The 24,116-nt window shown below is 69.8% G+C and carries 22 protein-coding genes, 1 pseudogene and 1 riboswitch; of the genes and pseudogenes, 12 read left to right on the forward strand and 11 right to left on the reverse strand.

Features of this window, described 5'->3' with window-relative positions:
• Positions 1-21: 21 nt before the first annotated feature.
• From ABFX50_RS07830 to ABFX50_RS07840, 3 genes are read right to left on the reverse strand one after another with little or no spacing between them, the layout of a single operon-like run.
• The gene (locus ABFX50_RS07830; RefSeq protein ID WP_346144535.1) at positions 22-1,113 is read right to left on the reverse strand and encodes an ABC transporter permease; all 1,092 of its coding nucleotides are present in this window, start codon (positions 1,111-1,113) and stop codon (positions 22-24) included.
• Complete coding sequence (locus ABFX50_RS07835; RefSeq protein ID WP_346144537.1) at positions 1,106-2,740, reverse strand: sugar ABC transporter ATP-binding protein; 1,635 nt, start codon at positions 2,738-2,740, stop codon at positions 1,106-1,108. Before ABFX50_RS07835 ends, ABFX50_RS07830 begins: the two co-directional genes overlap by 8 nt.
• A complete protein-coding gene (locus ABFX50_RS07840; RefSeq protein ID WP_183658150.1) occupies positions 2,740-3,777 on the reverse strand; it encodes an ABC transporter substrate-binding protein in 1,038 nt (345 codons plus the stop codon). The genes ABFX50_RS07835 and ABFX50_RS07840 overlap by 1 nt, the downstream gene beginning before the upstream one ends.
• Before the next feature lie 669 nt (positions 3,778-4,446).
• A riboswitch (cyclic di-AMP (ydaO/yuaA leader) is annotated at positions 4,447-4,616 on the forward strand.
• Positions 4,617-4,631: 15 nt separating this feature from the next.
• Here ABFX50_RS07840 and ABFX50_RS07845 point away from each other — a divergent pair.
• Positions 4,632-5,405, forward strand: coding sequence for a CHAP domain-containing protein (locus ABFX50_RS07845; RefSeq protein ID WP_346144540.1), 774 nt, complete (start codon positions 4,632-4,634; stop codon positions 5,403-5,405).
• Positions 5,406-5,496: 91 nt separating this feature from the next.
• On the opposite strand, the gene ABFX50_RS07850 is transcribed toward ABFX50_RS07845, so the two are convergent.
• The 4 genes from ABFX50_RS07850 to ABFX50_RS07865 all read right to left on the reverse strand — a co-directional run bounded on the left by ABFX50_RS07850 (position 5,497) and on the right by ABFX50_RS07865 (position 8,544).
• On the reverse strand, positions 5,497-6,213 hold the full coding sequence (locus ABFX50_RS07850; RefSeq protein ID WP_346144542.1) for a cation efflux transmembrane domain-containing protein: 717 nt from the start codon (positions 6,211-6,213) through the stop codon (positions 5,497-5,499).
• A complete protein-coding gene (locus tag ABFX50_RS07855) occupies positions 6,210-6,587 on the reverse strand; it encodes an ArsR/SmtB family transcription factor (protein ID WP_346144544.1) in 378 nt (125 codons plus the stop codon). Before ABFX50_RS07855 ends, ABFX50_RS07850 begins: the two co-directional genes overlap by 4 nt.
• 96 nt (positions 6,588-6,683) lie before the next feature.
• Positions 6,684-7,448 (reverse strand): SDR family NAD(P)-dependent oxidoreductase, encoded by a 765-nt coding sequence (locus ABFX50_RS07860; RefSeq protein WP_346144546.1) that lies wholly within the window; start codon positions 7,446-7,448, stop codon positions 6,684-6,686.
• A 13-nt stretch (positions 7,449-7,461) separates the two neighbouring features.
• On the reverse strand, positions 7,462-8,544 hold the full coding sequence (locus ABFX50_RS07865) for an alanine racemase (RefSeq protein WP_346144548.1): 1,083 nt from the start codon (positions 8,542-8,544) through the stop codon (positions 7,462-7,464).
• A 156-nt stretch (positions 8,545-8,700) separates the two neighbouring features.
• Between ABFX50_RS07865 and ABFX50_RS07870 the strand changes: the two genes are divergently transcribed.
• The gene (locus tag ABFX50_RS07870; protein ID WP_346144549.1) at positions 8,701-9,636 is read left to right on the forward strand and encodes a zinc-binding dehydrogenase; all 936 of its coding nucleotides are present in this window, start codon (positions 8,701-8,703) and stop codon (positions 9,634-9,636) included.
• 12 nt (positions 9,637-9,648) lie between these two features.
• A pseudogene (locus tag ABFX50_RS51285) lies at positions 9,649-9,978 on the forward strand (amidohydrolase family protein); the annotation flags it as partial.
• A gap of 36 nt (positions 9,979-10,014) precedes the next feature.
• Here ABFX50_RS51285 and ABFX50_RS07875 read toward each other — a convergent pair.
• On the reverse strand, positions 10,015-11,007 hold the full coding sequence (locus ABFX50_RS07875) for an endo alpha-1,4 polygalactosaminidase (RefSeq protein ID WP_346144551.1): 993 nt from the start codon (positions 11,005-11,007) through the stop codon (positions 10,015-10,017).
• A 246-nt stretch (positions 11,008-11,253) separates the two neighbouring features.
• Between ABFX50_RS07875 and melA the strand changes: the two genes are divergently transcribed.
• The 4 genes from melA to ABFX50_RS07895 are packed head-to-tail and all read left to right on the forward strand — an operon-like array spanning position 11,254 to position 15,567.
• Complete coding sequence (gene melA, locus ABFX50_RS07880; protein WP_346144553.1) at positions 11,254-12,543, forward strand: alpha-glucosidase/alpha-galactosidase; 1,290 nt, start codon at positions 11,254-11,256, stop codon at positions 12,541-12,543.
• Complete coding sequence (locus ABFX50_RS07885; protein WP_346144555.1) at positions 12,540-13,829, forward strand: ABC transporter substrate-binding protein; 1,290 nt, start codon at positions 12,540-12,542, stop codon at positions 13,827-13,829. Before melA ends, ABFX50_RS07885 begins: the two co-directional genes overlap by 4 nt.
• Complete coding sequence (locus ABFX50_RS07890) at positions 13,826-14,752, forward strand: carbohydrate ABC transporter permease (RefSeq protein WP_346144557.1); 927 nt, start codon at positions 13,826-13,828, stop codon at positions 14,750-14,752. Before ABFX50_RS07885 ends, ABFX50_RS07890 begins: the two co-directional genes overlap by 4 nt.
• Positions 14,749-15,567 (forward strand): carbohydrate ABC transporter permease, encoded by an 819-nt coding sequence (locus ABFX50_RS07895; protein WP_221241407.1) that lies wholly within the window; start codon positions 14,749-14,751, stop codon positions 15,565-15,567. Before ABFX50_RS07890 ends, ABFX50_RS07895 begins: the two co-directional genes overlap by 4 nt.
• A gap of 38 nt (positions 15,568-15,605) precedes the next feature.
• Here ABFX50_RS07895 and ABFX50_RS07900 read toward each other — a convergent pair whose 3' ends face one another.
• Positions 15,606-16,364 carry an IclR family transcriptional regulator gene (locus ABFX50_RS07900; RefSeq protein ID WP_183658184.1) on the reverse strand — a complete coding sequence of 253 codons (759 nt, stop codon included), beginning with the start codon at positions 16,362-16,364 and terminating at the stop codon, positions 15,606-15,608.
• 112 nt (positions 16,365-16,476) lie between these two features.
• Here ABFX50_RS07900 and ABFX50_RS07905 point away from each other — a divergent pair, with 112 nt between their 5' ends.
• Together ABFX50_RS07905 and ABFX50_RS07910 are read left to right on the forward strand one after the other, a co-directional pair.
• Complete coding sequence (locus ABFX50_RS07905) at positions 16,477-18,243, forward strand: serine/threonine protein kinase (protein ID WP_346144559.1); 1,767 nt, start codon at positions 16,477-16,479, stop codon at positions 18,241-18,243.
• Positions 18,244-18,399: 156 nt separating this feature from the next.
• The gene (locus tag ABFX50_RS07910; protein WP_346144561.1) at positions 18,400-20,178 is read left to right on the forward strand and encodes a PA14 domain-containing protein; all 1,779 of its coding nucleotides are present in this window, start codon (positions 18,400-18,402) and stop codon (positions 20,176-20,178) included.
• A gap of 84 nt (positions 20,179-20,262) precedes the next feature.
• On the opposite strand, the gene ABFX50_RS07915 is transcribed toward ABFX50_RS07910, so the two are convergent.
• Positions 20,263-20,529 (reverse strand): YciI family protein, encoded by a 267-nt coding sequence (locus ABFX50_RS07915; protein WP_346144563.1) that lies wholly within the window; start codon positions 20,527-20,529, stop codon positions 20,263-20,265.
• A 23-nt stretch (positions 20,530-20,552) separates the two neighbouring features.
• Here ABFX50_RS07915 and ABFX50_RS07920 point away from each other — a divergent pair, with 23 nt between their 5' ends.
• Complete coding sequence (locus tag ABFX50_RS07920) at positions 20,553-21,272, forward strand: Crp/Fnr family transcriptional regulator (protein ID WP_346144565.1); 720 nt, start codon at positions 20,553-20,555, stop codon at positions 21,270-21,272.
• A 133-nt stretch (positions 21,273-21,405) separates the two neighbouring features.
• On the opposite strand, the gene ABFX50_RS07925 is transcribed toward ABFX50_RS07920, so the two are convergent.
• Entirely contained in the window at positions 21,406-22,734 is a 1,329-nt protein-coding gene (locus ABFX50_RS07925) for an erythromycin esterase family protein (protein WP_346144567.1), read from the reverse strand.
• 58 nt (positions 22,735-22,792) lie between these two features.
• On the opposite strand from ABFX50_RS07925, the gene ABFX50_RS07930 reads away from it, so the two are divergent.
• Both ABFX50_RS07930 and ABFX50_RS07935 read left to right on the forward strand, forming a co-directional pair.
• Positions 22,793-23,341 (forward strand): helix-turn-helix domain-containing protein, encoded by a 549-nt coding sequence (locus ABFX50_RS07930; RefSeq protein WP_346144569.1) that lies wholly within the window; start codon positions 22,793-22,795, stop codon positions 23,339-23,341.
• A gap of 98 nt (positions 23,342-23,439) precedes the next feature.
• On the forward strand, positions 23,440-24,072 hold the full coding sequence (locus ABFX50_RS07935; RefSeq protein WP_346144571.1) for a TetR/AcrR family transcriptional regulator: 633 nt from the start codon (positions 23,440-23,442) through the stop codon (positions 24,070-24,072).
• Positions 24,073-24,116: the final 44 nt, after the last annotated feature.

Genomic DNA, 24,116 nt, shown 5'->3' on the forward strand with positions numbered 1-24,116 from the left:
CGGGCACCGGGGAGAGCGGTGTCAACCGCCGCTGGAGGCCGACCGTCTGGTGTTCAGCTGGTCGAACCCGACCGCGACAAGGATGAGCACGCCGATGGCGATCTGCAGGTAGAAGGCGTTGATCGCCAGGAGGTTGCCGCCGTTGTTGAGGACCCCCATGATCAGGGCTCCGGTGGCGGCGCCGATCGCGCTTCCCTTCGCGCCGAACAGGCTCGCGCCGCCGATGACACAGGCGGCGATCGCGCTGAGCTCGAAGCCCGTGCCGGCGGTGGGGATGCCCGCTCCCAGCCGGGAGGCCAGCAGCACCCCGCCGAGACCGGCGAGCAGGCCAGAGATCATGTAGACCGAGATCGTCACCATCCGCACGGGCACACCCGCGAGGCGGGCCGACTCGGGATTGGAGCCGACGGCGTAGATGTAGCGGCCGAAGACCGTCCGCGTGAGCACGAACCACATCACGGCGGTGACCGCGGCGGCGACGAGGAGCAGGTTGGGAATGCCGAGGATCGTGCCGTTGGCGATGACCTGGAACGCCTCGGGCACGCCCTGGATGGTCTGGGCGTCGGTGCTGACCAGGACTATCCCGCGGGCGATGCCGAGCATGCCAAGGGTCGCGATGAACGGCGGCAGCAGGGCCCTGGTCACCAGCAGGCCGTTGACGACCCCGAGCGCGGTGCCGATCCCCACGCCGAGCAGGATCGCCGGCACGATCGGCATGCCTGCGACCAGGAACTGCGCGGTGGAGGCGCCTGACAGGCCGAGGATCGACCCGACCGACAGATCGATCCCGGCGGTCAGGATGACCAGGAGCTGGCCGACCGCGATGATCCCGAAGATCGCGACCTGCCGGGCGAGGTTGGACAGGTTGTTGCCGGTGAGGAACTCGTCGCTGGCAAGGGTGAGGGCGCCGATCGCGACGAGCAGGACGACGAGGCCGCCGCTCTCTCGTCCCGCGATGTCCCCCAGCGTGATGACTCGCCGCCTGGGCTCGGCCTGCTGCTCGGGCGACAGCCTGGCCCTCGGCACCGTCTCCAGCCCCGGCCCCTCACCGCCCGGCGGCTTGTTGGTGATCGTCGTGGTCTCGATCGGCTCACGCCAGATCAGCTTAGGCATCTCGGCTTCCCCCTCCTGGGTCGTCCGGCGTCGGTGGAGTCGTGCGCCCAGGCGCTCGGACCTCACCCGAGAGCGATGCGGTTCCGTCCGAGGCCGCGGGCTTCGCGGTCGCGTCCTCGGCGGCCGGGACCTCGGCGCCTCCGCTGCCGCTGGCCAGGCGGAGCACGTCCTCCTCGGTGGCCGATCCCGGAAGCTCGCCCGCCACCGCCCCGTCGCGCAGCACCAGGATGCGATCGGCGAGACCCAGCAGCTCAGGGAGGTACGACGACACCACGATGATCCCCAGCCCCTTCGCGGCCAGGTCTCCGATGACGGTGTACAGCTCTCCCTTGGCCCCGACATCGATGCCCTTCGTGGGCTCGTCGAACATCAGTACCTTCGGCTTGGTGAGCAGCCATCGGGCGAGCAGGACCTTCTGCTGGTTGCCGCCCGACAGCGTCGACACCGGCTGGTCGTAGGAACCGGCCCGCAGCCGCAGGCTGTCGAGCAGCCGGTCCGCCTCCTCGACCTGCTCGCGGCCGGGCAGCAGCCCGCGGCGGGAGCCGCTGCGCAGGCTGGCGATGGTGACGTTCTCCCGGATCGAGAGCTCCGGCAGCAGTCCCAGCACCTTCCGGTCCTCGGTGAGCAGTCCCACCCCGGCGTTCATCATCGCGCGTGGACCGGACGGTTTCACGGGCTTGCCGTCGACCTCCAGCTCACCGGCCACGACAGGAGCGGCCCCGAAGACGGACAGCAGCAGACCGCTCCGCCCCGAGCCGAGCAACCCGCCGATGCCGAGGATCTCCCCTGCTCCGACGTGGAGGTCGATGCTCGGCGAGCTCTCGAACCTGCGCAGTCCCGTGACCCGCAGCGCGGGCGTTCCCGCGTGCCGGTGGGTCTCCGGATAGAGGGAGCTGATCTCCCTGCCGACCATCGCGGTGATCAGCCGGTCCTCGTCGTAGTTGCTGATCGGCCCCGTCTCGGACAGGCTCCCGTCCCGCAGCACGGTCACCCAGTCGCCGATCTCGAACATCTCCTCGAGGCGGTGGGTCACGTAGAGCATCGCTATGCCGCGCTCACGCAGCCTCAGGATGTGCTCGAGGAGCCGCGCCGACTCCGCCTCGGTGAGCGCCGTGGTCGGCTCGTCGAACACGATCACCTTGACGGAGTCCGCGGTCAGCACCTTGGCGATCTCCACGAGCTGGCGCGTGGCCGCGGGGAGCCGCTCCACGATCGCGTCCGGGCTGAGGTCCGTCAGCCCTACCTCGTCGAGGGCCTGCCTGGCCCGGGTGCGCAGCCGGTTCCTTGCGATGATCCCGGTACGCGAGGGGAGGCGGCCCATGAACAGGTTCTCCGCGACCGACAGGTGGGGGAGCAGGCTGAGCTCCTGGTAGACGGCCTGCACGCCGGCCGCGCGCACCGACGCGGGGGTCGGCGCGGTGACGGGGTGCCCCTCGATCTCGTAGCTGCCGCTGTCCCTGCGCAGCGCGCCCGTCAGCACCCGGATCAGGGTCGACTTGCCCGCGCCGTTCTCCCCCGCCAGGCAGTTCACCTGACCGGGGACCAGGCTGAGCGAGACGTCGCTCAGCGCCTGGACAGGGCCGAAGGCCTTGGAGACGCCCTGCAGTTCCACCACGGCCTGGACCATCACTCCGCCTTCATCGTCGGCGGGTTGAGCAGCTGCTTCACGTCGGGCTCGCTCATGTTCTTCTTGTCCGCCACGACCGCCCCAGGGTCGATGTCACGCGGCGGGATGCGGTTGACCGTGGCCATCCCCGCGGCCAGGACCCCCTGGTAGCCGAAGAAGTACGGGTTCTGCACCACCAGCGCGTCGATGGTGCCCGCGGCGAGCGCGGCGTTCTCCTGCGGGTCGGAGTCGAACGCCACGACGGGGACGGTCTCGCTGGCGTTGTTGTCCTGGATCGCCCTGGCCGCGCCGACCCCTGAGGTGTTGTTGTCCGCGAACACCCCCGCCAGGTCGGGGTTGGCGGTCAGCGCGTCGTTGACCTGCGACGCCGCGGTGTTGATGTCGTTGTTGTTGAAGCGCTGCAGCGTCACCTTGACCTGCGGGCAGTTCAGCGCGAGGCCCTGCTTGAAGCCGGCGTCCCTGTCGACCAGTGACTGGATGCCGGCGACGGAAGACTCGATCATGACGCTCCCGCTCGTCTTGTTCTGCGCCTTGAGCAGCTCGCACATCCGCTTGCCTGCCTGCATCCCGGCCTTGAGGTTGTCGGTGCCGATGAACCCCTCAGAGGCGGTGGTCACGCGGCTGTCCACGGTGATGACCTTGAGACCCGCCTTGCGCGCCCTGTCGATCGCCGAGTTCAGGGCGCTGGAGGAGTTGGGCGCGATGACCAGCCCGTCGACGCCCCTGGAGATGGAGTTCTCCACCAGTTGGACCTGCTGGTCGATGTTGGTCTCGGACGTGGGGCCGAAGGTGCTCACCTTGATGCCGAAGTCGCCGCCTGCCTGCTTCGCTCCGGCGATCATGGTCTGCCAGAACGAGGAGTCACTCGCCTTGATGACCACGTCGATCTTCTTGCCGCTCGCCGCCCCGCCCGAGCCTCCGCCGGTCGCCTGGCTGGCCGAACTCGTCGCCCGGCCTCCCACCACCCCGAGCACCAGCGCCACCAGCGCGATGGCCAGGACGAGTGAGAGCGAGAAGACGATACGTGAGCGAGCCATGACGGCCTCCTGAACTGCCCTCCCTATGGGCGCCTCAAAGGGCTTTCACGCTCGGTCGCGAACCTTGACGACGAGCGCGGACAGCGGTCGGGGGCGCACCCATGGAGAACTCTTCATTCAACAAAAACTCACAACCATCGGTCGCTTCCAGCAAAGCCCTGGAAGTGTCCCGGTGGAAACATGTGAAAGGAAAAGAACTCATTACTCGCGGCGACCCTGTCATCGCCGGCTCCATGACCGACGAGCCCGTAGCGACGACTCGCTCCCTCGCGGATCGCCCCTCGGGCCGCAGCGGGCCCCGACCTCGGGCGAGAAACGCCACCTCCTTCGCGATCGTCCAGGCCGGCGTTCTGGAGATCCGGTGTTCCGATCTCCCCAACGGGCCCGGCTCCCTGCAGGCGATCGTGCAGCCGGTCTCATGGTGATCGCGCTGCGGACGACCGGAGCCGCTCTGAGCTGCGGCTGGTCGCTCTCGATGGCCGCGAGTCGGCCTGACGCGATCTCGCGGGGGGAGGGCTGGCGAGGGCAAAAACCAGGTGTGCTCGATGGCTGTTCAAACCAGCGCAAGGTAAATCTTTTGACCGGAATGGTGCGGTTTGTTCAAGTAATCGCTACCTTCTTGCCACATCGCAACGTCTGATCGGCGACTTGCCTTCACCCCCGAGGGCGGCCGGTCGGCCGCCGAATCCCATCGGTGACGGGCACGTCCCGTCATGGGAACCGGGGACCCACTTGGTGTGGAGCGATCCACGCCCGGGGTGAATCCACCATGCGTGGTGGTAGGGCGACTCCTGGCCCGAACCCGTCAGCTAACCCGGTAGGCGGTCAAGGAGAAAGGTCATTCCCCCAACCTCATGCCATCCATCGTGGACGGGCTGCTCGACGCTGCCCAAAGGGATCTCGGCTACCGGGAACAGAGCAACGGCTACACCAAGTTCGGCGAGTGGTACTACGCCAACGTGGACAAGAGCGACTCCTACTTCAAGACCGCGCCCTGGTGCGACATGTTCGTCACCTGGGCGGCCCACCAGGCCGGTGTCGAGGAGTACGTCGGAGAGTTCGCCTACACCGTCGACCACGCGAAATGGTTCAGACAGCAGGACGCGTGGAGCGAGGAGCCCGAACCGGGCGCCATCGTCTTCTTCGACTGGTCCGGCGGGGACAGCGTCGAAGGCATCGACCATGTCGGAATCGTCGAGAAGGTGGACGGAGCCAAGGTCTTCACGATCGAGGGCAACGCCGACCGTGTCTGGCTCAAGCGCAAGGAGCGCGACCCGAGCAAGATCGTCGGCTACGGCCTCCCCAGGAAGGTGCAGGAGAACCTCGGCACGCGTGTGGAGAGCGCCTCCGAGCAGGTGGAGAGCGCGGCCGTCGGCGGCGCTTCCGAGCCCCCGATGAAGGCCTCGGCGGTGCAGCACGTCTCCGTATCCGCCCGGCAGCCGTTCGCCGGTGTGACCTCCGAGCTGCCCCAGGTTCAGGACGCGACCGCTTCGGCCGCCGTGCTTGTCGCGCTGCTGTGCACCGCTCTGGCGGTCAAGCGCGTCAGGGACAGGCGACCGGCCCACGCGGTGGGCGGCGGTGGCCGAAGCCACCGGGCATCCGGGTGGAGCAGGGACCTGTTCGCGTAGAGGAGGCTCTCCGGCCGAGCCGTGCGGCTCGGCCGGAGAGAGCTCCCGGCCTGGCGGACGGGCGGGGGTGTCTCAGTTCGACAGCAGGGCATCAGTCGCCCTTCCGCTCGTTCGGGCAGCAGCCGTCGGCGCACCCGGCCGAATCCGGGGCCGAGAGGTCGGTGGCGAGCGGCTGCGGGGCGCAGCAGGCCTCCCCGCGCCAGGCTTCACGACCCTCCTTGACCGCCACGGCGGCGATCAGGAGGGCGGCGACGGGGTCGGCCCATGACCAGCCGAACAGGCTGTTGAGCGCAAGCCCGACCAGGAGCACCGCCGACAGGTAGGTGCACAGCAGCGTCTGCTTGGAGTCGGCCACGGCCGAGGCGGAGCCGAGCTCGCGACCGGCGCGCCGCTGGGCGGCCGACAGGAAGGGCATGACGACCAGGCTGAGCCCGGCCAGAATCAGGCCGGGCGTGGAGTGGTCGGCCTCGCCGGTGCCGAGCAGGGCGCGTACGGCGTCGAAGGTGACGTAGGCGGCCAGGGCGAAGAACGACAGCGCGATGACGCGCAGGGCCGTCCTCTCACGCTTTTCGTGGTCGGCGCCGGAGAACTGCCATGCCACCGCGGCGGCCGAGGCGACCTCCACGATCGAGTCGAGGCCGAAGCCGACCAGCGCGGCGGAGGAGGCGACGGTGCCCGCGGTGATGGCCACCGCGGCCTCGATCACGTTGTAGGTGATCGTTGCGGCGACCAGCAGGCGGATGCGGCGCCGTAGCGCCTCGCGCCGGTCGGCGGACGGCCCGAGGCCCGGCGTGTTCAGCGCGGTCACGACGGCCTCGGCTGCGCCGCCAGGCCGGGCATCGGGCACAGGGCGACCGCGTGGCCGGTGGCGGACAGGAGCTGCTCGGCCGAGGCGAGCAGGTCCATCAGCTCTGGCCGGGTCAGCGAGTAGAACGACTGCCGTCCTTCGGCGCGGAAGTCGACGAGGCCGCAGTCGCGAAGACAGGCCAGGTGTTTGGAGACGGTGGACTGCGCCAGCCCGAGCTCGCCGGTCAGATCCACCACCCGCGCCTCGCCCCGGGCCAGTCTGGCCACGATGCGCAGTCGGGTCTCATCGGCCAGGGAGTGGAACAGCGCCGCTGCGGGCGGCAGTCCTGCCGCGATGTCGGCGCTCACACACCGGCCGGCTTCATTGATCGCCATAGAGCGATGATAGCTCTTACGGACGATGACTTGGCAAGGGTGAGGCGGTCGCGACCGGCGATCGCACCGTCCGGCGACGCCTGGGCCGCGGGTCCATCACATGATCGCCAGCTGGCCGCCGTCGATGACCAGCTCGGTGCCGTGGACGAACGCCGCGTCGTCGGAGGCCAGGAAGGCGTACCCCGCCGCGACCTCCTCCGCGAACCCGGCGCGCCCGAGCGGGATGTGGTCACGCTCGTACGACGAGACGAAGTCGCCGTCGAGCCCGGCCGAGATCGCCGAGTTGAGCGGCGTCCTGATGTAGCCGGGGCACAGCGCGTTCACCCTGATGCCGTGCTTGCCCAGCTCGACGGCCATGGTCCTGGTGAGAAGCAGGACGCCGCCCTTGGAGGCGTTGTAGTGGGCGTAGTCCGCCTCGCCGCCGAGGCCGTTGGTCGAGGACATGTTGAGGATGACGCCGCCCTCGCCGCGCTCCACCAGGTGGCGCGCCACGGCCTGGGCGACGAGGAACATGCCGCGCAGGTTCACCGCGATGATCGTGTCCCAGTGGTCGGGGGTGATCTCGAGGAACGGCTCGCGCCATGCCGTACCGGCGTTGTTGATCAGGACGTCGACCCCGCCCATCGCCGCGATCGCGCCCTCCACCAGCCTGGCGACGTCGGCCTCCGCGCGGACGTCGCCCGCCACGCCGCTCACCTCGCCCAGCGGGGACAGCTCGGCCACGGTCGCGGCGACCTCGGCCTGCTCGAGCCCGCCGAGCACGACCCTGGAGCCCTCCTCGAGAAACCTGCGGGCCGTGGCGGCGCCGATGCCGCTGCTGCCGCCGCTGATCAGCACTCGCTTGCCGGCCAGTCCTCGCATGACGTCCCCGCTTTCAACGCACCGCGCCGCGGGCAGCGACGCGTAGCTCGGTGATGACCTGTCCATCTTCGACGCCGTGGGCCAGGTCGAAGAGGTTGACGACGGAGCAGGCGTGGCTCGGGATGAGCGCCGCCCGCGTCCCCACGGGCAGCTCGCCGTGGTGACCAGGCTCCAGATGCGCGACGGCGTGCTCCTCGTTCAGGAACTCCATGTGCGCGTACGGCACGCCCGCGACCCTGATCCAGTCGGGTGAGCCGCTGCCGTCGGAGGTGAGGCACTTGGTCCCGGCGTCGAAGACCACGCGCTCGGGCGTGGGCCTGGCGATGACGGTGGACAGCACGCGGGCGGCCGTGGTCGCCTCGCTCGCCACGCCGAGGCGCATCATCGAGGCGTCGTTGAAGATGTAGGTCCCCGGCCTGATCTCGGTCACGCCCGCCACCCCCGCGACGTACCTGGCGGTGGGCGTGGAGCCGACGCTGATCTCGCGCAGCTCGATGCCGTCGCGGGCGCACAGCTCGGCCGTGGCCACCAGGTCGGTGCCCTCGCGGCGGGAGGTCTCGGCCAGCTCCTCGGGAGTGCGGGAGTGGTAGGCGTGGCCTGCGAGCGTGAGCAGCCCGACGACCTCGACGCCGGGGATCGCGGCGATCTCGGCCACCAGGTCGGCGGTGGGCCGGCCGGGAGGACGGCCCAGGCGGTGCTGGCCGGTGTCGACCTCCACCAGGACCTCGACCGGCGGCCCGCCCAGGCGGCCGAGCCCCGCGGCGACCTCGGGGGAGTCGAGGCTGACCCGCACCCTGGCCCGCTCCCGCAGCGCGGCCAGGCGGCGGAGCTTCGGCTCGCCCCAGATCGGAAAGGCCAGCAGGATGTCGTCGATTCCCGCGTCGGCCATGATCTCGGCCTCGCCCAGCTTGGCGCAGGTGATGCCGGTCGCACCCGCCTCGAGCTGCATCCTGGCCAGTTCGGGCATCTTGTGCGTCTTGACGTGCGGCCGCAGCCTGACGCCGTTGCGCGCGGCCACCTTGGCCATCTCCGTCACGTTGGCTTTGACCGCGGCGAGGTCGATGACGAGCGCGGGAGTGTCGATATCGGCGTACATGTCCCGAAACTAACATTCATTCCGTCTAGTGCACCAGCGTTCCGTTATATGGAACGGCGCGATGGCTGGCGAAGACCCTTGACAGCCGCATCGCATGCTGGTGTTCTTGCGCTGATTCGGAATGTCGTTCTGCGATACGGAATGAGGAGGACCGCGATGAGGGCGTTGGTGTTCACCGGCCCTGGTGTCGTCGAGATCCGCGAGGTGGCCGAGCCGGAGGTCGGTGACGGCGAGGTCCTGGTCCACGTGGTCACCTCCGGCATCTGCGGGAGCGAGCTGCACGGCGTCAGGACGCCGGGGTTCAGGGTGCCGCCGCTGGTGATGGGGCACGAGTTCGCCGGCCGTACGGACGACGGGACCCAGGTGATCGTCAACCCGATCCTGTCGTGCGGCGCCTGCGACGTGTGCGGGATGGGTCTGCGGAACGTGTGCAGGAAGCGGCAGATCGTCGGCGTGCACCGGCCGGGCGGCTTCGCCGAGCGCGTGGCCGTACCCCGCAGGGCGATCACCGCGCCGCCCGTCGAGCTGGACTGGACGGCGGCGGGCATCGTGGAGCCCGCGGCGAACGCGGTGCACGCGTGGTCGTTGGCCGGGGCTCCCGCCGGTGCGCGCGTGGGCGTCATCGGCGCGGGCGCGATCGGCCTCGCCTGCCTGCAGGTCGCCCTCTCGGGCGGGGCCGCGGGCATCGAGGTGGCCGACCACGCGGAGAGCCGGCGCGCGATCGCGCGCGGCCTCGGCGCGGACGCGGCCGTGACCGAGCTGACCGGCGAGTACGACGTGATCTTCGACGCGGTGGGCGCCGCCGTCACCCGCGAACGGTCGCTCGCGCTGCTACGGCCCGGCGGGGTCGCGGTGTGGCTGGGCCTGGCCGAGGCCGTCGCGGGCTTCGACGCCGCCGGGCTCGTGCGCGGCGAGAAGCGGGTGCTCGGCTCGTTCGCCTACACCGACGCCGACTTCGCCACGGCCGCCGGGCTGGTCGGCGGATGGGACCTCAGCTGGGTCGGCACCTTCCCGCTGCTCGAGGGGGCGGCGGTCTTCACCACGCTGATGAACGGCCACAGCGTTCCCGTCAAGGCCCTGCTCACCCCCTGAACCGAGGCAGCCGTGGACATCCCCCTCTCCCAGTACCGCCCGATCTCCCAGCTCACCGTGCCGGTCAGCTTCGGCGAGCGGCTGGCCGCGCAGCTGCGCGCCTGTGTCGCCGCCGAGGGGCTCAAGGTGTGGAAGGACGTCGGCCTGCGCCGCCGCGACCATCGCGGTGAGCTGGTCATGCTCGACGACGAGCGGCTCGCGCCGCTGTGGGCGGCGGCGGGGGAGCTGGGCGTCCCGATCGCCCTGCACACCGCCGACCCTGTCGCGTTCTTCCGCGGCATGCTCGACCGCTATCCCAACTTCCACATCGACGTCGCCACCCGCATCGCGGAGCTGGGACGCGGGTGGCCCCGCCCCCGGCGGGGCCACCGCGCGCGCTCACTTACACGGCTTGTACGGCTTGTCGTACAGCGAGTAGTCGCTCGCCTTCTTGATGGAGTTGAACTTCAGCTGGTTGGCCTTGGCGCAGAAGCTCCCCGGCGAGGTCTTGTACTCCACCTGGAAGACCGGCTTGCCCGCCCTGACGAAGGCCGACAGGTCGGCGCACTCCTTGTACTGGAAGCACTCCTCGTTGACCGCGTAGTCGAAGACCGACACCAGGTCCTCGATCTGGCTGAGGTCGTTCTTCAGCGCGACGGACAGGCCCTTCCTGTGGGCAAGGTCGGCCAGCGCCCTGTTGTAGATCAGCTGGGTCTCCGGGCTGATGTCCCAGCCGGTGACCTCCTTGCCCTCCTCGTGGGCGTGCACGACGTCGAACTCGACCCCGTCGAACCCCGCCTGCACGCACTTGTCGACGCGGGGCTCCATCATCTTCAGGAGGAAGTCACGCTGGCCCTTGTCGTTGTTGATGTTCGCCCAGCGCTCGTTCGGGAACTCCTCGCTGAACGGTTTGCCCAGCAGGGAGTTGCCGTGGCTCTCGTGCCAGTCGACGAACTGCTGGTAGTCGGGCCTGAACTCCTCGATCGACCCCGCGTCGATGTAGCAGACGGCCTTGGCGCCCTTGGCGTGGATGGCCTTGACACCCGCGGTGTTGAGCGTGGAGTTGTTGCCCGCGATCTCGGCGTCGACGTACAGGTCGATGTCGAAGACGGTCGGGCGCACGCACGCCCCGCCGGTCTGCGGCACCTCGCAGATGTTGACGTTGATGCCGCCGGTCGAGGCGTAGGCCTTGTTGCCCTGGAGCTGGTACTGCCAGCGACTCTGCACCGGAGGGCGCCAGATCGCCGCGCTCGCCGCCGCCTCCGTGCCCTTGGCGACGCCAGGGGCGGCTGTCGCGGCGGCCTCGGCGGACGCCGTGAGGCCGAGCGCGGCGACCGGCAGTAAGGCCGCGACCGCGGTCAAGCGGGTGGAGATGGATCGGAAACTGACCAACGCACTCTCCTTTTATTCCATATAGCGGAATGATATTCCGCCACTAAGGAAATCGGGCATGATCGGAGGTTGTCAACCTTCTTCTTGACGTCGAGACTTCCGCAAAACAGATGAAAAGCGCCAATCCTCCGCCTCAACAAGATCTTTCCGTATAGCGGAACTCTAGTCTGTATCGCGGATGGATGGCTATACTCGCCGCACGCAGTGGGCCGTCACGCTCACCGTGTGCTCTGTGGAGGGAACCCCATGGCACGCATAGTCTTCGTCGGCGCCGGCAGCGTCGAGTTCACCAAGAACGTCCTCTCCGACATCCTGACATTTCCGGAGCTCGGAGAGTCCAGCCTGGTCCTGCACGACATCGACCCCGAGCGGCTGGCCACGGCCGAGGCCATGGCCAACTGGATGGTCACGGAGCTCGGGCTCGGCGCCAAGGTGGAGGCGCACCTCGACCGCCGAGCCGCCGTGGACGGCGCCGACTACGTGATCAACGAGATCGCCGTAGGCGGGCACGCCGCCACCCGTGTCGACTTCGAGATCCCCCGTCGCTACGGCCTGCGCCAGACGATAGCCGACACCCTCGGCATCGGTGGGATCTTCCGGGCGCTCCGTACGATTCCGGTGATGGTTGGCCTGGGCCACGACCTGGCCGAGCTGGCGCCGCAGGCGCTGCTCCTCAACTACACCAACCCGATGGCGATGATCCCCCGCGCCGTCTACCAGGGAACGCCCTTCAAGAACGTCGTCGGCCTCTGCCACTCCGTCCGCGACACCCAGGCCAGGCTGGCCTCGCTGGTGGGCATGCCGGAGGAGGAGGTCTCCTTCGTCACGGCGGGCGCCAACCACCAGGCGTTCGTGCTGAAGTTCGAGCACAAGGGCCAGAACCTCTACCCGGCGCTGGACGAGGTCATCGCCCGCGACCCCGAGCTGCGCAGGACCGTCAGAGTGGAGATGTACCGCCGCTTCGGCCACTTCCCGACCGAGTCGAGCGAGCACGGCTCGGAGTACCTGCCCTGGTTCCTGCACCACGACGACCAGGTCGAGCACTTCCGCATCCCCGTCGAGATCTACCTGCGCTGGTCGGAGGAGAACCTCGACACCTACGAGGAGACCAGGCGCAGGCTCGCCGCGGGAGAGGGCGTCGAGATCGAGCCGGCCATGGAGCTGGCCTCGGAGGTCATCCACTCCATCGAGACCGGCACGTCGAGGGTCGTCCACGGCAACGTGCGCAACGACGGCCTGATCGCCAACCTGCCCGGCGACGCCTGCGTCGAGGTGCCGTGCCTGGTCGACAGGTCGGGGATGCACCCGACCAGGATCGGCGAGCTGCCGCCCCAGCTGGCCGCGCTGAACAGGACGTTCCTGAACGTGGGCGAACTGACCGTGAGAGCGGCCCTCGAAGGCCGCCGCGACCACGTCTACCACGCCGCCATGCTCGATCCCAACGCCTCGGCCACGCTCACGCTCCAGCAGATCCACGACCTCGTCGACGAGATGATCGAGGCCCACGGCGAGCTGCTTCCCGAGGGTGTCCGATGAGGCGGGCGCTGGCCGCCGCGGCGGTCCTCACCCTCGTCGCGACCGGCTGCGGCGGCGGCACACAGGACAAGCAGGCGGCGAGCGGTCCTGTCGAGATCACCATCTGGCACGGCCAGGAGGACGCCTCCGCGAAGTCGATCGAGAAGCTGGTCGACCGGTTCAACCAGAGCCACCCGGACATCAAGGTCAACACCGAGTCGGGTGGAGCCACGGCGGACGGCATGCTGCCCAAGATCACCGCGGCGCTCACCTCCGACTCCTACCCTGACATCGCCTACCTCTACGGCTCATGGGCGCCCAACATCGCCAGGAACCCCAAGACGGCCGACCTCACGGCTTTCGTCAAGGACCCAGCCGTCCAGTGGAAGGACTTCTGGGCCAGCGAGCGCGAGGCCGTCACCGTCGAGGGCAAGGTCATCGGCTTCCCCGCAGTGGTCGACAACATGGTCGTCCTCTACAACAAGAAGGTGCTGGCCAAGGCGGGCCTCCAGCCGCCCAAGGCGGGCTGGACCTGGGACGACTTCAGGGCGATGGCCAAGCAGGCCACCGACGCCCAGGACGGCGTCTTCGGCACCACCTGGCCGATCAGCGGCGGCGAGGAGGCGGTCTGGGGCCTGTGGCCGATGATCTGGCAGGCCGGCGGCGACATCCTCACGCCCGACCACAAGAAGGCGGTCTTCAACTCCGCGGCGGGCCAGCAGGCGCTCGGCAGGCTGCGCGCCATGGCGGTCGACGACAAGTCCGTCTACCTCGACTCCAGCCCCGCGGAGAAGGGGCAGAAGCTGTTCGAGTCCGGCAGGCTCGGCCTGTTCCTGTCGGGGCCGTGGGTCCTGCCCGACCTGCAGGCGGCGAAGGTCGACTACGGCGTCTCGCCGCTGCCCGGCACCAACGGCAACCACGAGACCATCTCGGGGCCCGACAACTGGGTGGTCTTCGACCACGACGAGCGCAGGGTCAAGGCCTCGGCCACGTTCCTGGCCTGGCTGACGGCCGCCGAGCAGCAGCTGGTGTGGATGGGTGACACGGGTTCGCTGCCGATCAGGGAGTCGATCACCAAGCTGCCCGGCTACCAGGACTACCTCGGCAAGTACCGGGGCATCGACGTGATCTCGGCCAACCTGGCCAACGCCAGGCGGGTCAGGCCGGCGACCACCAGGTACCCGAGGGTGTCCGCCTTCGTGGCCGAGGCCGTCGCGCAGACCCTGCTCGGCAGGAGCGATGTGAAGACGGCGCTCGACGAGGCGGTCGCCAAGTCGGACGCGGCTCTGGCCGTACCTGGATCATGAGCAGCACCGCGCTCAGCGCCTCCACCGCCGCGCACAGGCGCTCGAAGGACCGCAGGAGGCTCGGCGACAACATCGCCGGCTGGTCCTTCGCGGGGCCGGCGACGCTGGTCATCCTGGGGTTCTCGCTGGTGCCCATGGCGTGGGCGCTGGCGCTGTCGTTCACCGACTCCGACCTGATGACGCCGGGGCGCAACGTCGGGCTCGACAACTACCGGGCGCTGCTCGAGGACCCGGTGTTCTTCCAGGCGCTGCGGAACACCGGGCTGCTGCTGGTGCTCTACATCCCCGCGTCGCTCGTCGCGGGCCTGCTGGTCGCGGTGCTGCTGAACAGGAAGGTGCGCGGGATCGGGTTCTACCGGACCTGTTTCCTCGTGCCCTACATCGTCTCGGCCACCGCGACGGGCCTGCTCATGGGGTTCATCTTCGACCGCGACTTCGGCCTGGCCAACGGGCTGCTCGCCAAGCTGGGCCTGCCGATCCAGGGGCTGCTCAGTAGTCCCTCGCAGGCGATGTTCGTCCTCACCCTGATCTTCTTCTGGACGCGCTTCGGGTTCTCCGTGGTGATCTACCTGGCCGCGATCCAGGAGATCAGCAGGGAGGTGATGGAGGCCGCCTCGATCGACGGCGCGGGACGGTGGACCACCTTCAGGCACATCATCGTGCCGTCGGTGCGCCCGATGACGATCTTCCTGGCGGTCTGGGGCGTGATCGACGCCCTACAGTTCTTCGACCTGGTCATGACCACGACGAAGGGCGGCCCAGCCAACGCGACGGTGACCATCGTCTACTACGTCTGGCAGCTCGCCTTCACCTACTCCACCGCGGGCTACGGCGCCGCCGTGGCGTACGTGCTGTTCGCAGGGACCCTGCTGTTGATCGTCGTGGGCCTGCTGGTGGCGCGGCGGAGGGGGGTCACGACATGAGACGCCTCCGCCTGCCCAGCAAGTGGCACCTGGTGCTGGCGCCGATGTCGGCGGTGGTCCTGCTGCCGTTCGTCTGGCTGGTGCTCAGCTCCGTGATGACCCAGGCCGAGCTCAACAGGTTCCCTCCGGCGATCTGGCCGGAGGGCGTCGACCTGGGCGGCTACCGCACGGTCGTCGAGCGCTCGAACTTCCTGCGCTGGTTCCTCAACAGCGTCATCGTGTCGGGAGCCATCGTGCTGGCCCAGGTCGTGCTGTGCAGCATGGCGGGCTACGCCTTCGCCAGGATCAGGTTCGTCGGCTCCAAGCTGGTCCTGGTGCTGGTCATCGCCACGGCCTTGATCCCGTTCCAGCTCACGGTGATCCCGACCTTCCTGATGTTCAACCGGATGGGGCTCACCGACACGCTCGGCGCGCTGATCGTGCCGCAGCTCAGCTCGGCGGTGGGCATCTACCTGATGACCTCCTTCTTCCAGTCCTTCCCCAAGGAGCTGGAGGAGGCGGCGCGCATCGACGGCTGCTCGCGCGTCGCGGTGTTCTACCGGGTGGTCCTGCCGGTGGCCAGGCCCGCACTGGCGGCGCTGGCCGTCATCACGTTCATCACGGCGTGGAACGACCTGTTCTGGCCGCTGGTGGCGATCAACTCGGAGGACAACTACACGGTCCAGGTGGGTCTGACGACCTTCCAGGGGCAGCACCGCGCCGACTGGCCGGCGATCATGGCGGGCACGGTGATGACGACGCTGCCGGTGCTGGCGGTCTTCCTGTTCGGCCAGCGCCGCTTCGTCCAGGCGCTGACCGGCGCGGTCAAGGGCTGACGGCTCAGGCGGGGAGCGGCGCGCACTCCGCCCGAGCGTCAGATCTTCTCGGCCACCGCCCGCTTCAGGACGTTGCCCACCTCTTCCATTCGGGCGGGGGACATGCGGTCCTTGATCGCGGTCACGCTCACCGCGGCGACGGGCGCGGTCCTGCCCATGAAGACGGGGGCGGCCACGCACCGCACGCCGTACTCGTTCTCCTCCAGATCGAGCGCGTAGCCGCGCTGCCGTACCTGGTCGAGGTGGGTGGCGAGCTTGCCCGGATGGGTGATCGTGTTACGGGTCCTGGTCGACAGCGGGCCGTACCTCTCGGCCCACGCCCTGATCGCCTCGTCGGTCGGATACGTCCAGGCCAGCAGCGCCTTGCCGACGCCCGTGCAGTGGGCCGCGTTGCGGCCGCCCACCACCGAGGTCATCGTGATCGAGCGGACCGCCTCGACCTTGTCGAGATAGACGACCTCGCTGCCGTCGAGCATCGCCATGTGCACGGTCTCGGTGAACTCCTCGCTCAGCCGCAGCAGCAGCGGCCGTACGAGCGTGCGCAGGTCCATCGTCTCGTAGAACCTGAAGGCCGTGGCCAGCATCTCGGTGCCGAGGAAGTAGGGGCCGCTGGGCTCGGGCTGGGCGGCGAAGCCGCGGTGCTTGAGCGCGCCGAGCAGCCGGTGGAGCGAGCTCTTGGGGAGGCCGAGCCGGGTGGCGAGCTCGTCGAGCGTAACGCCCCTGCTGTGTTTTCCGATCTCCTGCAGGATGAGCAGGGCGCGATCGACGCTGCCGACGGGGGACTGGGCCTCAGCCACTGCATTCTCCTCATGTTCCGCTTTGTGGAATGCTAGCGCGTTATGCGGAACTGGGCGCGTTCCGAGCGGCCTTCTCGTTTCCACCGCCGCGGGAATGGGATAGAAACTCCGAGTGATCCCGATCAACGGCGACGACCCTCGGCAGATCGGCCCGTACCACATCGTGGGCCGGCTGGGAGCGGGCGGAATGGGCGTCGTGTACGCCGGGCTCGGCCCGGACGGAGTGCGGATCGCGGTCAAGCTCATCCACGCCTCCTTCGCGGCGGACCCCGAGTTCCGGGCGAGGTTCGCGCGCGAGATCTCCGTTCTGGGGCGCGTGCGAGGCGTGTGCACCGCGCGGATCCTCGCATCCGACGCGAACGCGGCCCGCCCATGGCTGGCCGCCGAGTACGTGCCGGGGCCGACGCTGGAGGAGTACGTCCAGGCGAACGGCCCGCTCCAGGGCGACCGGTGGTTCGGCCTCGTGGCCGGGCTGGCGGAGGCGCTGGCCGCCGTTCACGCCGTGGGCGTCGTCCACCGCGACATCAAGCCCTCCAACGTGATCCTCTCGCCGAGCGGCCCCAGACTCGTGGACTTCGGCATCGCGCGAGCCCTCGACGGGACGTCGGTGACCCGGTCGGGGACCCTGATCGGGTCCCCTGGATGGGTGAGCCCTGAGGAGTACCGCAGCACGCCGGCCGCGACGGCCGCCGACGTCTACGGCTGGGGGATGCTCGCCGTGTACGCGGCGACGGGCAGGCCGCCGTACGGCACGGGCCGGCCCGAGGTCCTCGCGATGAGGGTTCTCAACGACCCGGTGGACACCTCGGCGGTCCCCGCGTCCCTGCGCGAGCTGGTCGACAGGTCGCTGGCCAAGGAGCCGTTATCCCGGCCCTCCACGCAGGAGGTCCTGGAAGCCGTGTCGGGGGCGTGGCGGATCGGCGGGGCCGACGAGCTGACGGCGCGGCTGGACCGCACGTGGGTGCTTCCCGTCGAGGACGTCCCATGGCCCGGCCCCAGGGGCGGCGGTCGCCGGACCGCGATGGCGTACGTGGCGGCCGTGCTCGTCCTGGGCGTGGGGGCGGCCGCCGCCCTCCGGCTCCTGCCGGAGGCCGAGCCGTCGGCGCGCGCCACCCCCACCGCCACCGCGATGGCCTCCAGGCCGCCGACGTCCGCGAGCGACTCCACACCCCCGTCGCCCGACACCTCCTCGTCGGAGCCCACCCCGTCCTCGGAGCCCACCTCGGCGTCACCTTCCACTCCGGCGCAGTCAGAGCCGCCGCGGACGCCCACCGAGCTGGCCGCCGTCCTCGACCTGGCGCTGGAGGCCACCCCCGCGGCGAGCTTCTCCTTCGAGGGAGGCTTCACCCAGAGCAGCGCCTCCGCGACGGCGACCGGCCGTACGGTGACCACCGAACACGGAGGGAGCGACCTCGACATGCTGGTCGAGGCGGGCGACGACAGGCCGAGGGCCCGCTACGTCGTCCTCGACGGCGGCACCCTCCACCCCGGCGCCGAGCGGGTGTCGGTCCTGCGGCCCGAGAGCCCCGAATGGGTCACCCTGATGATCGCGGGCACCGCCGGACCGTCGATCATCCGCGAGGTGGTGGCCAACTCCACGCGGATGAGGAGGAAGGGACACACCTACACGGGAACCATGGCCATCGACCAGACGAGCGGGCTCCTCCGCGATCTCCTCAACTCCTGGGCGGGCGGGGACGTCGAGCGGACGAGCCCTCGTTCGTACCTCACCTACAGCCTCTCCACCGATCCGGACGGCAGGCCGCGGCGCTTCAGGCTCACCTGGTGCGTCCCCACCGGCGACAGCGGCATCTACAGGTCCGACTTCATCACCACCTACCGCGACTGGCGGGCCGACGGCCGCATCGACAAGCCGTGAGGGGCGGGCACGGCGCTCTTCGCCTGCCGATCCCTCGTGATGACGGCCACACGCCCCGCGGTCGCGCGAGCGGAGAGGTCGGCTTCGTGTAACTCCCCGGTCATCCGCTTATGTCATGATCCACAGGATCTTGTGGGCATTGTTGACTGGAGAAGAATGATCGCATTAGCACGTCGCACGCTGCGCGCCGTACTCGCGGGCGGTCTGACCGCCGCCGTGGTGATCGGCCCGGCGGGCGCGCCGGCGGAGGCGGCCGTGGCCGCCGCCGTCCTGGTGGACTTCACCAAGCCGATCCGGGCCATCTCGCCCGCCGACATCGGCGTCTCGATCACCGGGTACGGCGAAGGCTCGTACATCACCAACGACGCCAAGCACCGCGAGCACCTGCGCAAGCTGGGTGTGGGCCGCATGCGGGTGGAGCTCCACTACCAGGAGCCAGGAAACCACGACAGCCCGATCATCTGCGGCGGCTACAAGTGCGCCACCGAGGTCTCGGGCGACGCCTGGATCACCGCCATCCGCGACCTGGGCGCCGAGCCCGTCGTCATCCTCCAGGTGGACGGGCGACAGAGCGCCGAGGTGAACCGCGGCGACGCGGTGGCCCTCTACCGGCACTTCGCCGCCACCGGCAAGCCGGTCCAGCGCTTCATCCTCGGCAACGAGCTCAACTGCGCGTGCACTCCGGAAAAGCCCGAGATGCCGGCCGGCGAGTACAGCAGGCGCTTCAACCTGATCGCCGACGCGCTGCGGGCGGAGAACCCCGCGGTGAAGGTGGGCGGCCCCGCCACGGCGTGGAACGACCTCGGCTACATCAGGACCTTCCTCGAGGGCTCCCGCGACCGGGTCGACTTCCTCGACTACCACGACTACGGCAACGGCTCCGAGCCCATCACCGACGAGGCGCTCCTCGGCAGCGTGATCCGTCAGTACGAGACCGACATCAAGGAGGTGAGCGCCCTGGCCGAGTCCGTTCTCGGCAGGAAGGTCGAGCTCCAGATCGGCGAGTTCAACTCCGACTTCGACGACCCCGACGGTCACCGTACGCTGACGCACTTCAACACGCTGTGGGGCGCGGCGGCGCTCGGGCAGATGCTGCACGCCGGCGCCGGCGCCTTCCAGTACGGCGACAAGAACGGCCAGCTCGGCCTGACCAGCACCAAGGGCGAGGGCGGCATCCCGCGCAGCGAGCCGCTGCCCATCTACCACGGCATCGGCATGTACACGGGCGAGGGGCTGTTCAGACCCTTCGGCAAGACCGTCGTGCAGGCGAGCGCGGACACCGACAAGCTGCACGTGTTCGCCTCCGACCACGCCAAGAACGTGGTCCTGGTCAACGTCGGCGCCGACCAGGTCGAGGCGGGTCTGACGCTCACAGGAGTGACGGCGGGGACCGCCGCCGTCTGGCGGAGCACCCAGGACGCCTGGGCCCCGCACAGGACGGGAACCGCCACCATCACCGGCGGCAAAGCCACCGTCGCGCTGCCGCCGGGCTCGGTGACGACGCTGGTGATCGACCAGCAGGGCCTCTCGGCGACCTACTACGACAACGTCGACCTCACCGGGGCCACGGCCACCAGGATCGACTCCACCGTGAACTTCGACTGGGGGCAGGGCGCCCCTCACCCGGCCATCGGCCCCGACACCTTCAGCGTGCGGTGGACGGGGAAGGTGGTGGCCGACAAGGCCGAGACCTACACCTTCATCACCACCACCGACGACGGGGTGCGGCTGTGGGTGGACGGCAAGGTGCTCATCGACAACTGGACCGACCACTCCAAGCGTGACGACACCGGCCAGATCGCGCTGAGCGCGGGGCCGCACGACATCAGGATGGAGTTCTACGACAGGGGCTACGACGCCATCGCCGAACTGCGCTGGTCGAGCCCGAGCATCCCGCGCCAGGTCATCCCGGCCGACAAGCTGCTGGCAGGCTAAGCGCCGGCCGTACCGGCCTCCGCGGCGGCGAGCGATCGGCGCGGAGGCGTCAGCGGCGCCTCGACGCGGCCTGGGCGGACCCCGTCAGCGGGCCGGGCCCACCACCGGCGCCCACTCCCTGACGCGGGTCACCTCCACACCGGGCGTGCGGTAGTACGGATCGGCCTCGAGCACGCGCTCGACCTCCGCGCGCTCGCCGGTGAAGACCAGGAGCGCGCCCGAGTCGTCCGCCCACGGCCCCGCCGCGAGCAGGCGCCCCTCCTCGTGGAGCCGAGCGAGGAACGACCGGTGTGCGGGACGGGCGGCAAGCCGTTCGGGGGTGGCAGTGAAAGCCAGCTCAAGGATCATCATGCGGCCGAGAGTATGGTCGGACGATGGCGAGTTCAGTATCAGCCGATACACCGGCGCCATGGCGGGCGCTGGGCGCCGTCCCTCTGCTGGCGACGCTGCCTGAAGACCGTCTTCGTGCGCTGTGGCGCGACTCGCTGCCGCGCCGCCACCACGCGGGAGAGGTGCTGCGCGGCATCGGCGATCCGGCCGAGCACCTGCTCGTGCTGTTGCGCGGCAGGGTCTGCGCCACCGCCGGCACGGCCGCCGGCAGGGTCGTCCGCTTCGGCGAGTGGGCAGGGCCGTGTGCGCTGGACAAGGTCGCCGTGATCGACGGCCGCGGCCACACGGCCACACTCACGGCGATCACCGCCTGCAGCGTGCGCAGCCTGCCCCGAGCCCGGCTCGAGGAGCTGGTCGACGACGTGCCCTCGGTACGCCGGCACGTCCTGCGCCTCCTCGCCGACCAGGCCAGGCGGCAACAGGAGCGGTTCGCCGACGCCGCCATGCTGCCCGTGGAGGCCAGGCTGGCGAGCTGGCTGCTGGCGCGGGCCGCGGCGTCGCCCCACGCGCGGGTCGAGCTGCCGCAAACCCAACAGGAGCTCGCCGACCTGCTGGGGACGACCCGGGTGACGGTCAACCGCGCACTCTCAGCGCTGCGCCGCGACGGATTGGTCGAGGTCACCCGCCGCGCCGTCGCGGTCCTCGCGCCCGAGCTCCTCGCCCTGCGCGCCCACGCCCCCTCGCGCCGCGAGCCACAGCGGTGAACCCCGGTCGGCGGTCATCGGTCAGAAGCGGCGGCACTGGTCTTCCTTGTCACCGCCGACGGAGTTCCCGCTCCCCGTCGGCTCGTCGGCGAAGGCGGGGGTGGCACGGGTCTGGCGTCGGACGGCGCGGGCCTCACTCCGGCTTCCACAGGGAGAAGGCCGCCTGCACCTCATGAGGCGCGTGGGCGAGGGCGGCCTGGTCGGGTTCGGCCGGAGTGACGCGGGGGAGGTGGACGACGATGTCGTAGGCATCGAGGGGGCTCACGCCGCTGTAGTACGTGCCGTGACGCTGCCGGGAGACGGCCCGGACTGCTGCGGCGTCGGCCGGCGACAGGCGCCGCAGGTCGGTCGCGAAGGGTCCGTCGTGGCAGGCGGCCATGAGCGCGTCGAGGCTGCCGGGCTGGGGCGCCTCCTCCAGCTCCGTGAACAGCGTGCCGGCATAGAAGTCGGGCGAGGTGTTGAGCGTCTGGCCGCTCGCCGAGGTCGTGCCGATGACCAGGTAGTCCTCGCCCAGCCGATCGGCCAGGTGCATGCCCATCGACGGCGAAGGGGACATGCCGGGCACGGTATGGGGCCAGCGTTGGACGTGGCCGTTGTGGGCGGCGAGGACGATCCGGCCCTCCCTGTCCAGGATCCACTCGACCGTGTCCGCGATCGTGGCCTCGCGGTCGAGCATCATCCCGTGCTGGTCGCCGCGAGCCAGGTCCCGCAGCATCGCGTCGAGGGTGATCGTGATGCTCAGCGAACGGAGCGCGCGCTCGTAGGCGTCGGCCGCCGTCCCCCTGACGTAGTCGAGGCGCCTGGCCGTCATGCGGGCCCTGAGATCGGCCAGGCCCGCCGTCAGCGCGTCCCTCGTCGCGGGCGCCAGCTGCCCGTAGGCGGAGAAGGTCGCGGGCGCGGAGAACGCCGACGTCGCCGCGAAGGCGGCGGCCGTCTCCCGGATGCCCGGATCGACCTGGAATCCGGGATCGGCCTGCGCGAGGTAGGCGGTCACCGCGTCCAGGCCGGGCAGGAGGGACACCATGGAGCCCGGCATGTCGATCCCGTGGAAGCCGACGGGGTGCGCGGCGGTGCGGTTGTGCCGCCGCATCCACTCCAGGTGGGCGCGCAGCTGCTTCCACAGCCCCATCAGCGATGTCATGCCGTTCGCCATGACATGGCCGAGCCGCTCCTCGCCGCCCCTGACCCAGGTGTCGGGCAGGCGTCCCTCGACGAAGCCCGACTCGGTCGCATAGGCGCTGAAGCCGTGCCGTTCGACCAGATAGCGCAGCAGGCGGTGGCGGAGTTCGTAGAACTCGCGGTTGTAGTGCGCGCTCTCTCCGATCGCCACCACCCGCGCGTCGCCGATCGCCAGGTCCAGCCATTCGAGATCGTCCAGCGGCGCGGCCGGATCGAGCGTGGACAGCGGTATCACCGCCTCGTCACTCAGCCTGGCGGATGTCGTCACAGCCTTAGCGTTCACAGACGGCTCCTTGCTTTCCCATTTTTGGGAACGGTACCAGATGTGGGACCATGTGACGATGGACATGCTTGGCCTGCTCCTGCACCCGGTGCGGCTGCGCATCGTGCACGCCATGTCGGGAGAGCGCACCCGCACCACGTCCGACCTGTGCGCGCGCCTGCCCGACGTCCCCAAGACCACCGTGTACCGGCACGTCGGCCTGCTGGCCGACGCGGGAGTGCTGGAGGTGGAGAGCGAGCAGCGGGTGCACGGCGCCGTCGAACGGCGCTACCGCCTGCGCAGGGAGCAGGCGGTGATCGACCGTGACGCGGCCGCGTCGATGTCCCTGGACGACCACCGCCACGGGTTCACCGCCGCCATGGCCGCGCTGCTGGCCGAGTTCGACGCCTACCTCGACAGGGAGCGCGCGGACCCGACCGCTGACTCGGTGTCCTACCGGCAGTTTCCGCTCTGGCTCAACCAGGCCGAACTCGCGGAGCTGATCGGCGACATCACCGGCGCCATCGTGTCGAAGATGCACAACAAGCCCGCGCCGGACCGCAGCCCCCATCTGCTGAGCACGATCCTGTTCCCGACCGAGGAGCCGCCGCGGCCTCCGAGCGGCTGAAGGGGCCCCGCTGACCCGCACGGCGTCGGGCAAGGCTTGACGGTGTTCTTGCCGTGGCCGTCCCGGCCTGGTGCGCGTCGCCGTCGTAGTGTTCATCCATGGTTCCACCGGAGGACTCGCAGCTGCTCGACACGGCGACCCGGCTGTTCGCCGCGATGGGCTACGACGGGACGCCGATCGAACAGATCGCGGAGGCGGCAGGTGTGGGCGTGGCCGATCTCAGGCGCGCCTTCGGCGGAAAGCGGGAGCTCTACCTGGCCGTCATGGAGCGCTGTCACCAGACCGAGCGGGCCTCGCTGGACAAGGACCTGGCCCAGATCTCCTACGCCGACCCCGCGGCCTTCGCGCGCTCCATTCACTTTCTCATCGACGGCTACATCGACTTCGCGGCTGAGCACCCCTACATCCACGCACTGTGGATGCATCGGTGGCTGTCCGACGCCATTGACGTCGAGGAGCTCGAGTCTCGTTACGCCCGGCCGCTCTACACGGCGATCCTCGAGACGCTGCAGCCAGGGGTGGCCGCGGGATACATCGGCTCGGATGTCGATGTGGAGTACGTGCTGCACTCGCTGATGTGGTGCGTGCACGGCTTCGGGCAGGGCGGGGTGCCCGACAGCGGACGCAACGGATTCTCCGACCCGCGGGCGCTGCACCGCTTCAGGGCCAACATGCACCAGATGGTCCATCGGGCCCTCCGCCTGCCGGAAAACCACGAACCGCGGTTCTGATCCGCCTCACGTCGATGGCCCCGTGACAGTCGCGACATCCAGCT

This window comes from Nonomuraea recticatena (genome assembly GCF_039533245.1).
In the GTDB taxonomy this organism is placed as follows: domain Bacteria; phylum Actinomycetota; class Actinomycetes; order Streptosporangiales; family Streptosporangiaceae; genus Nonomuraea; species Nonomuraea roseola.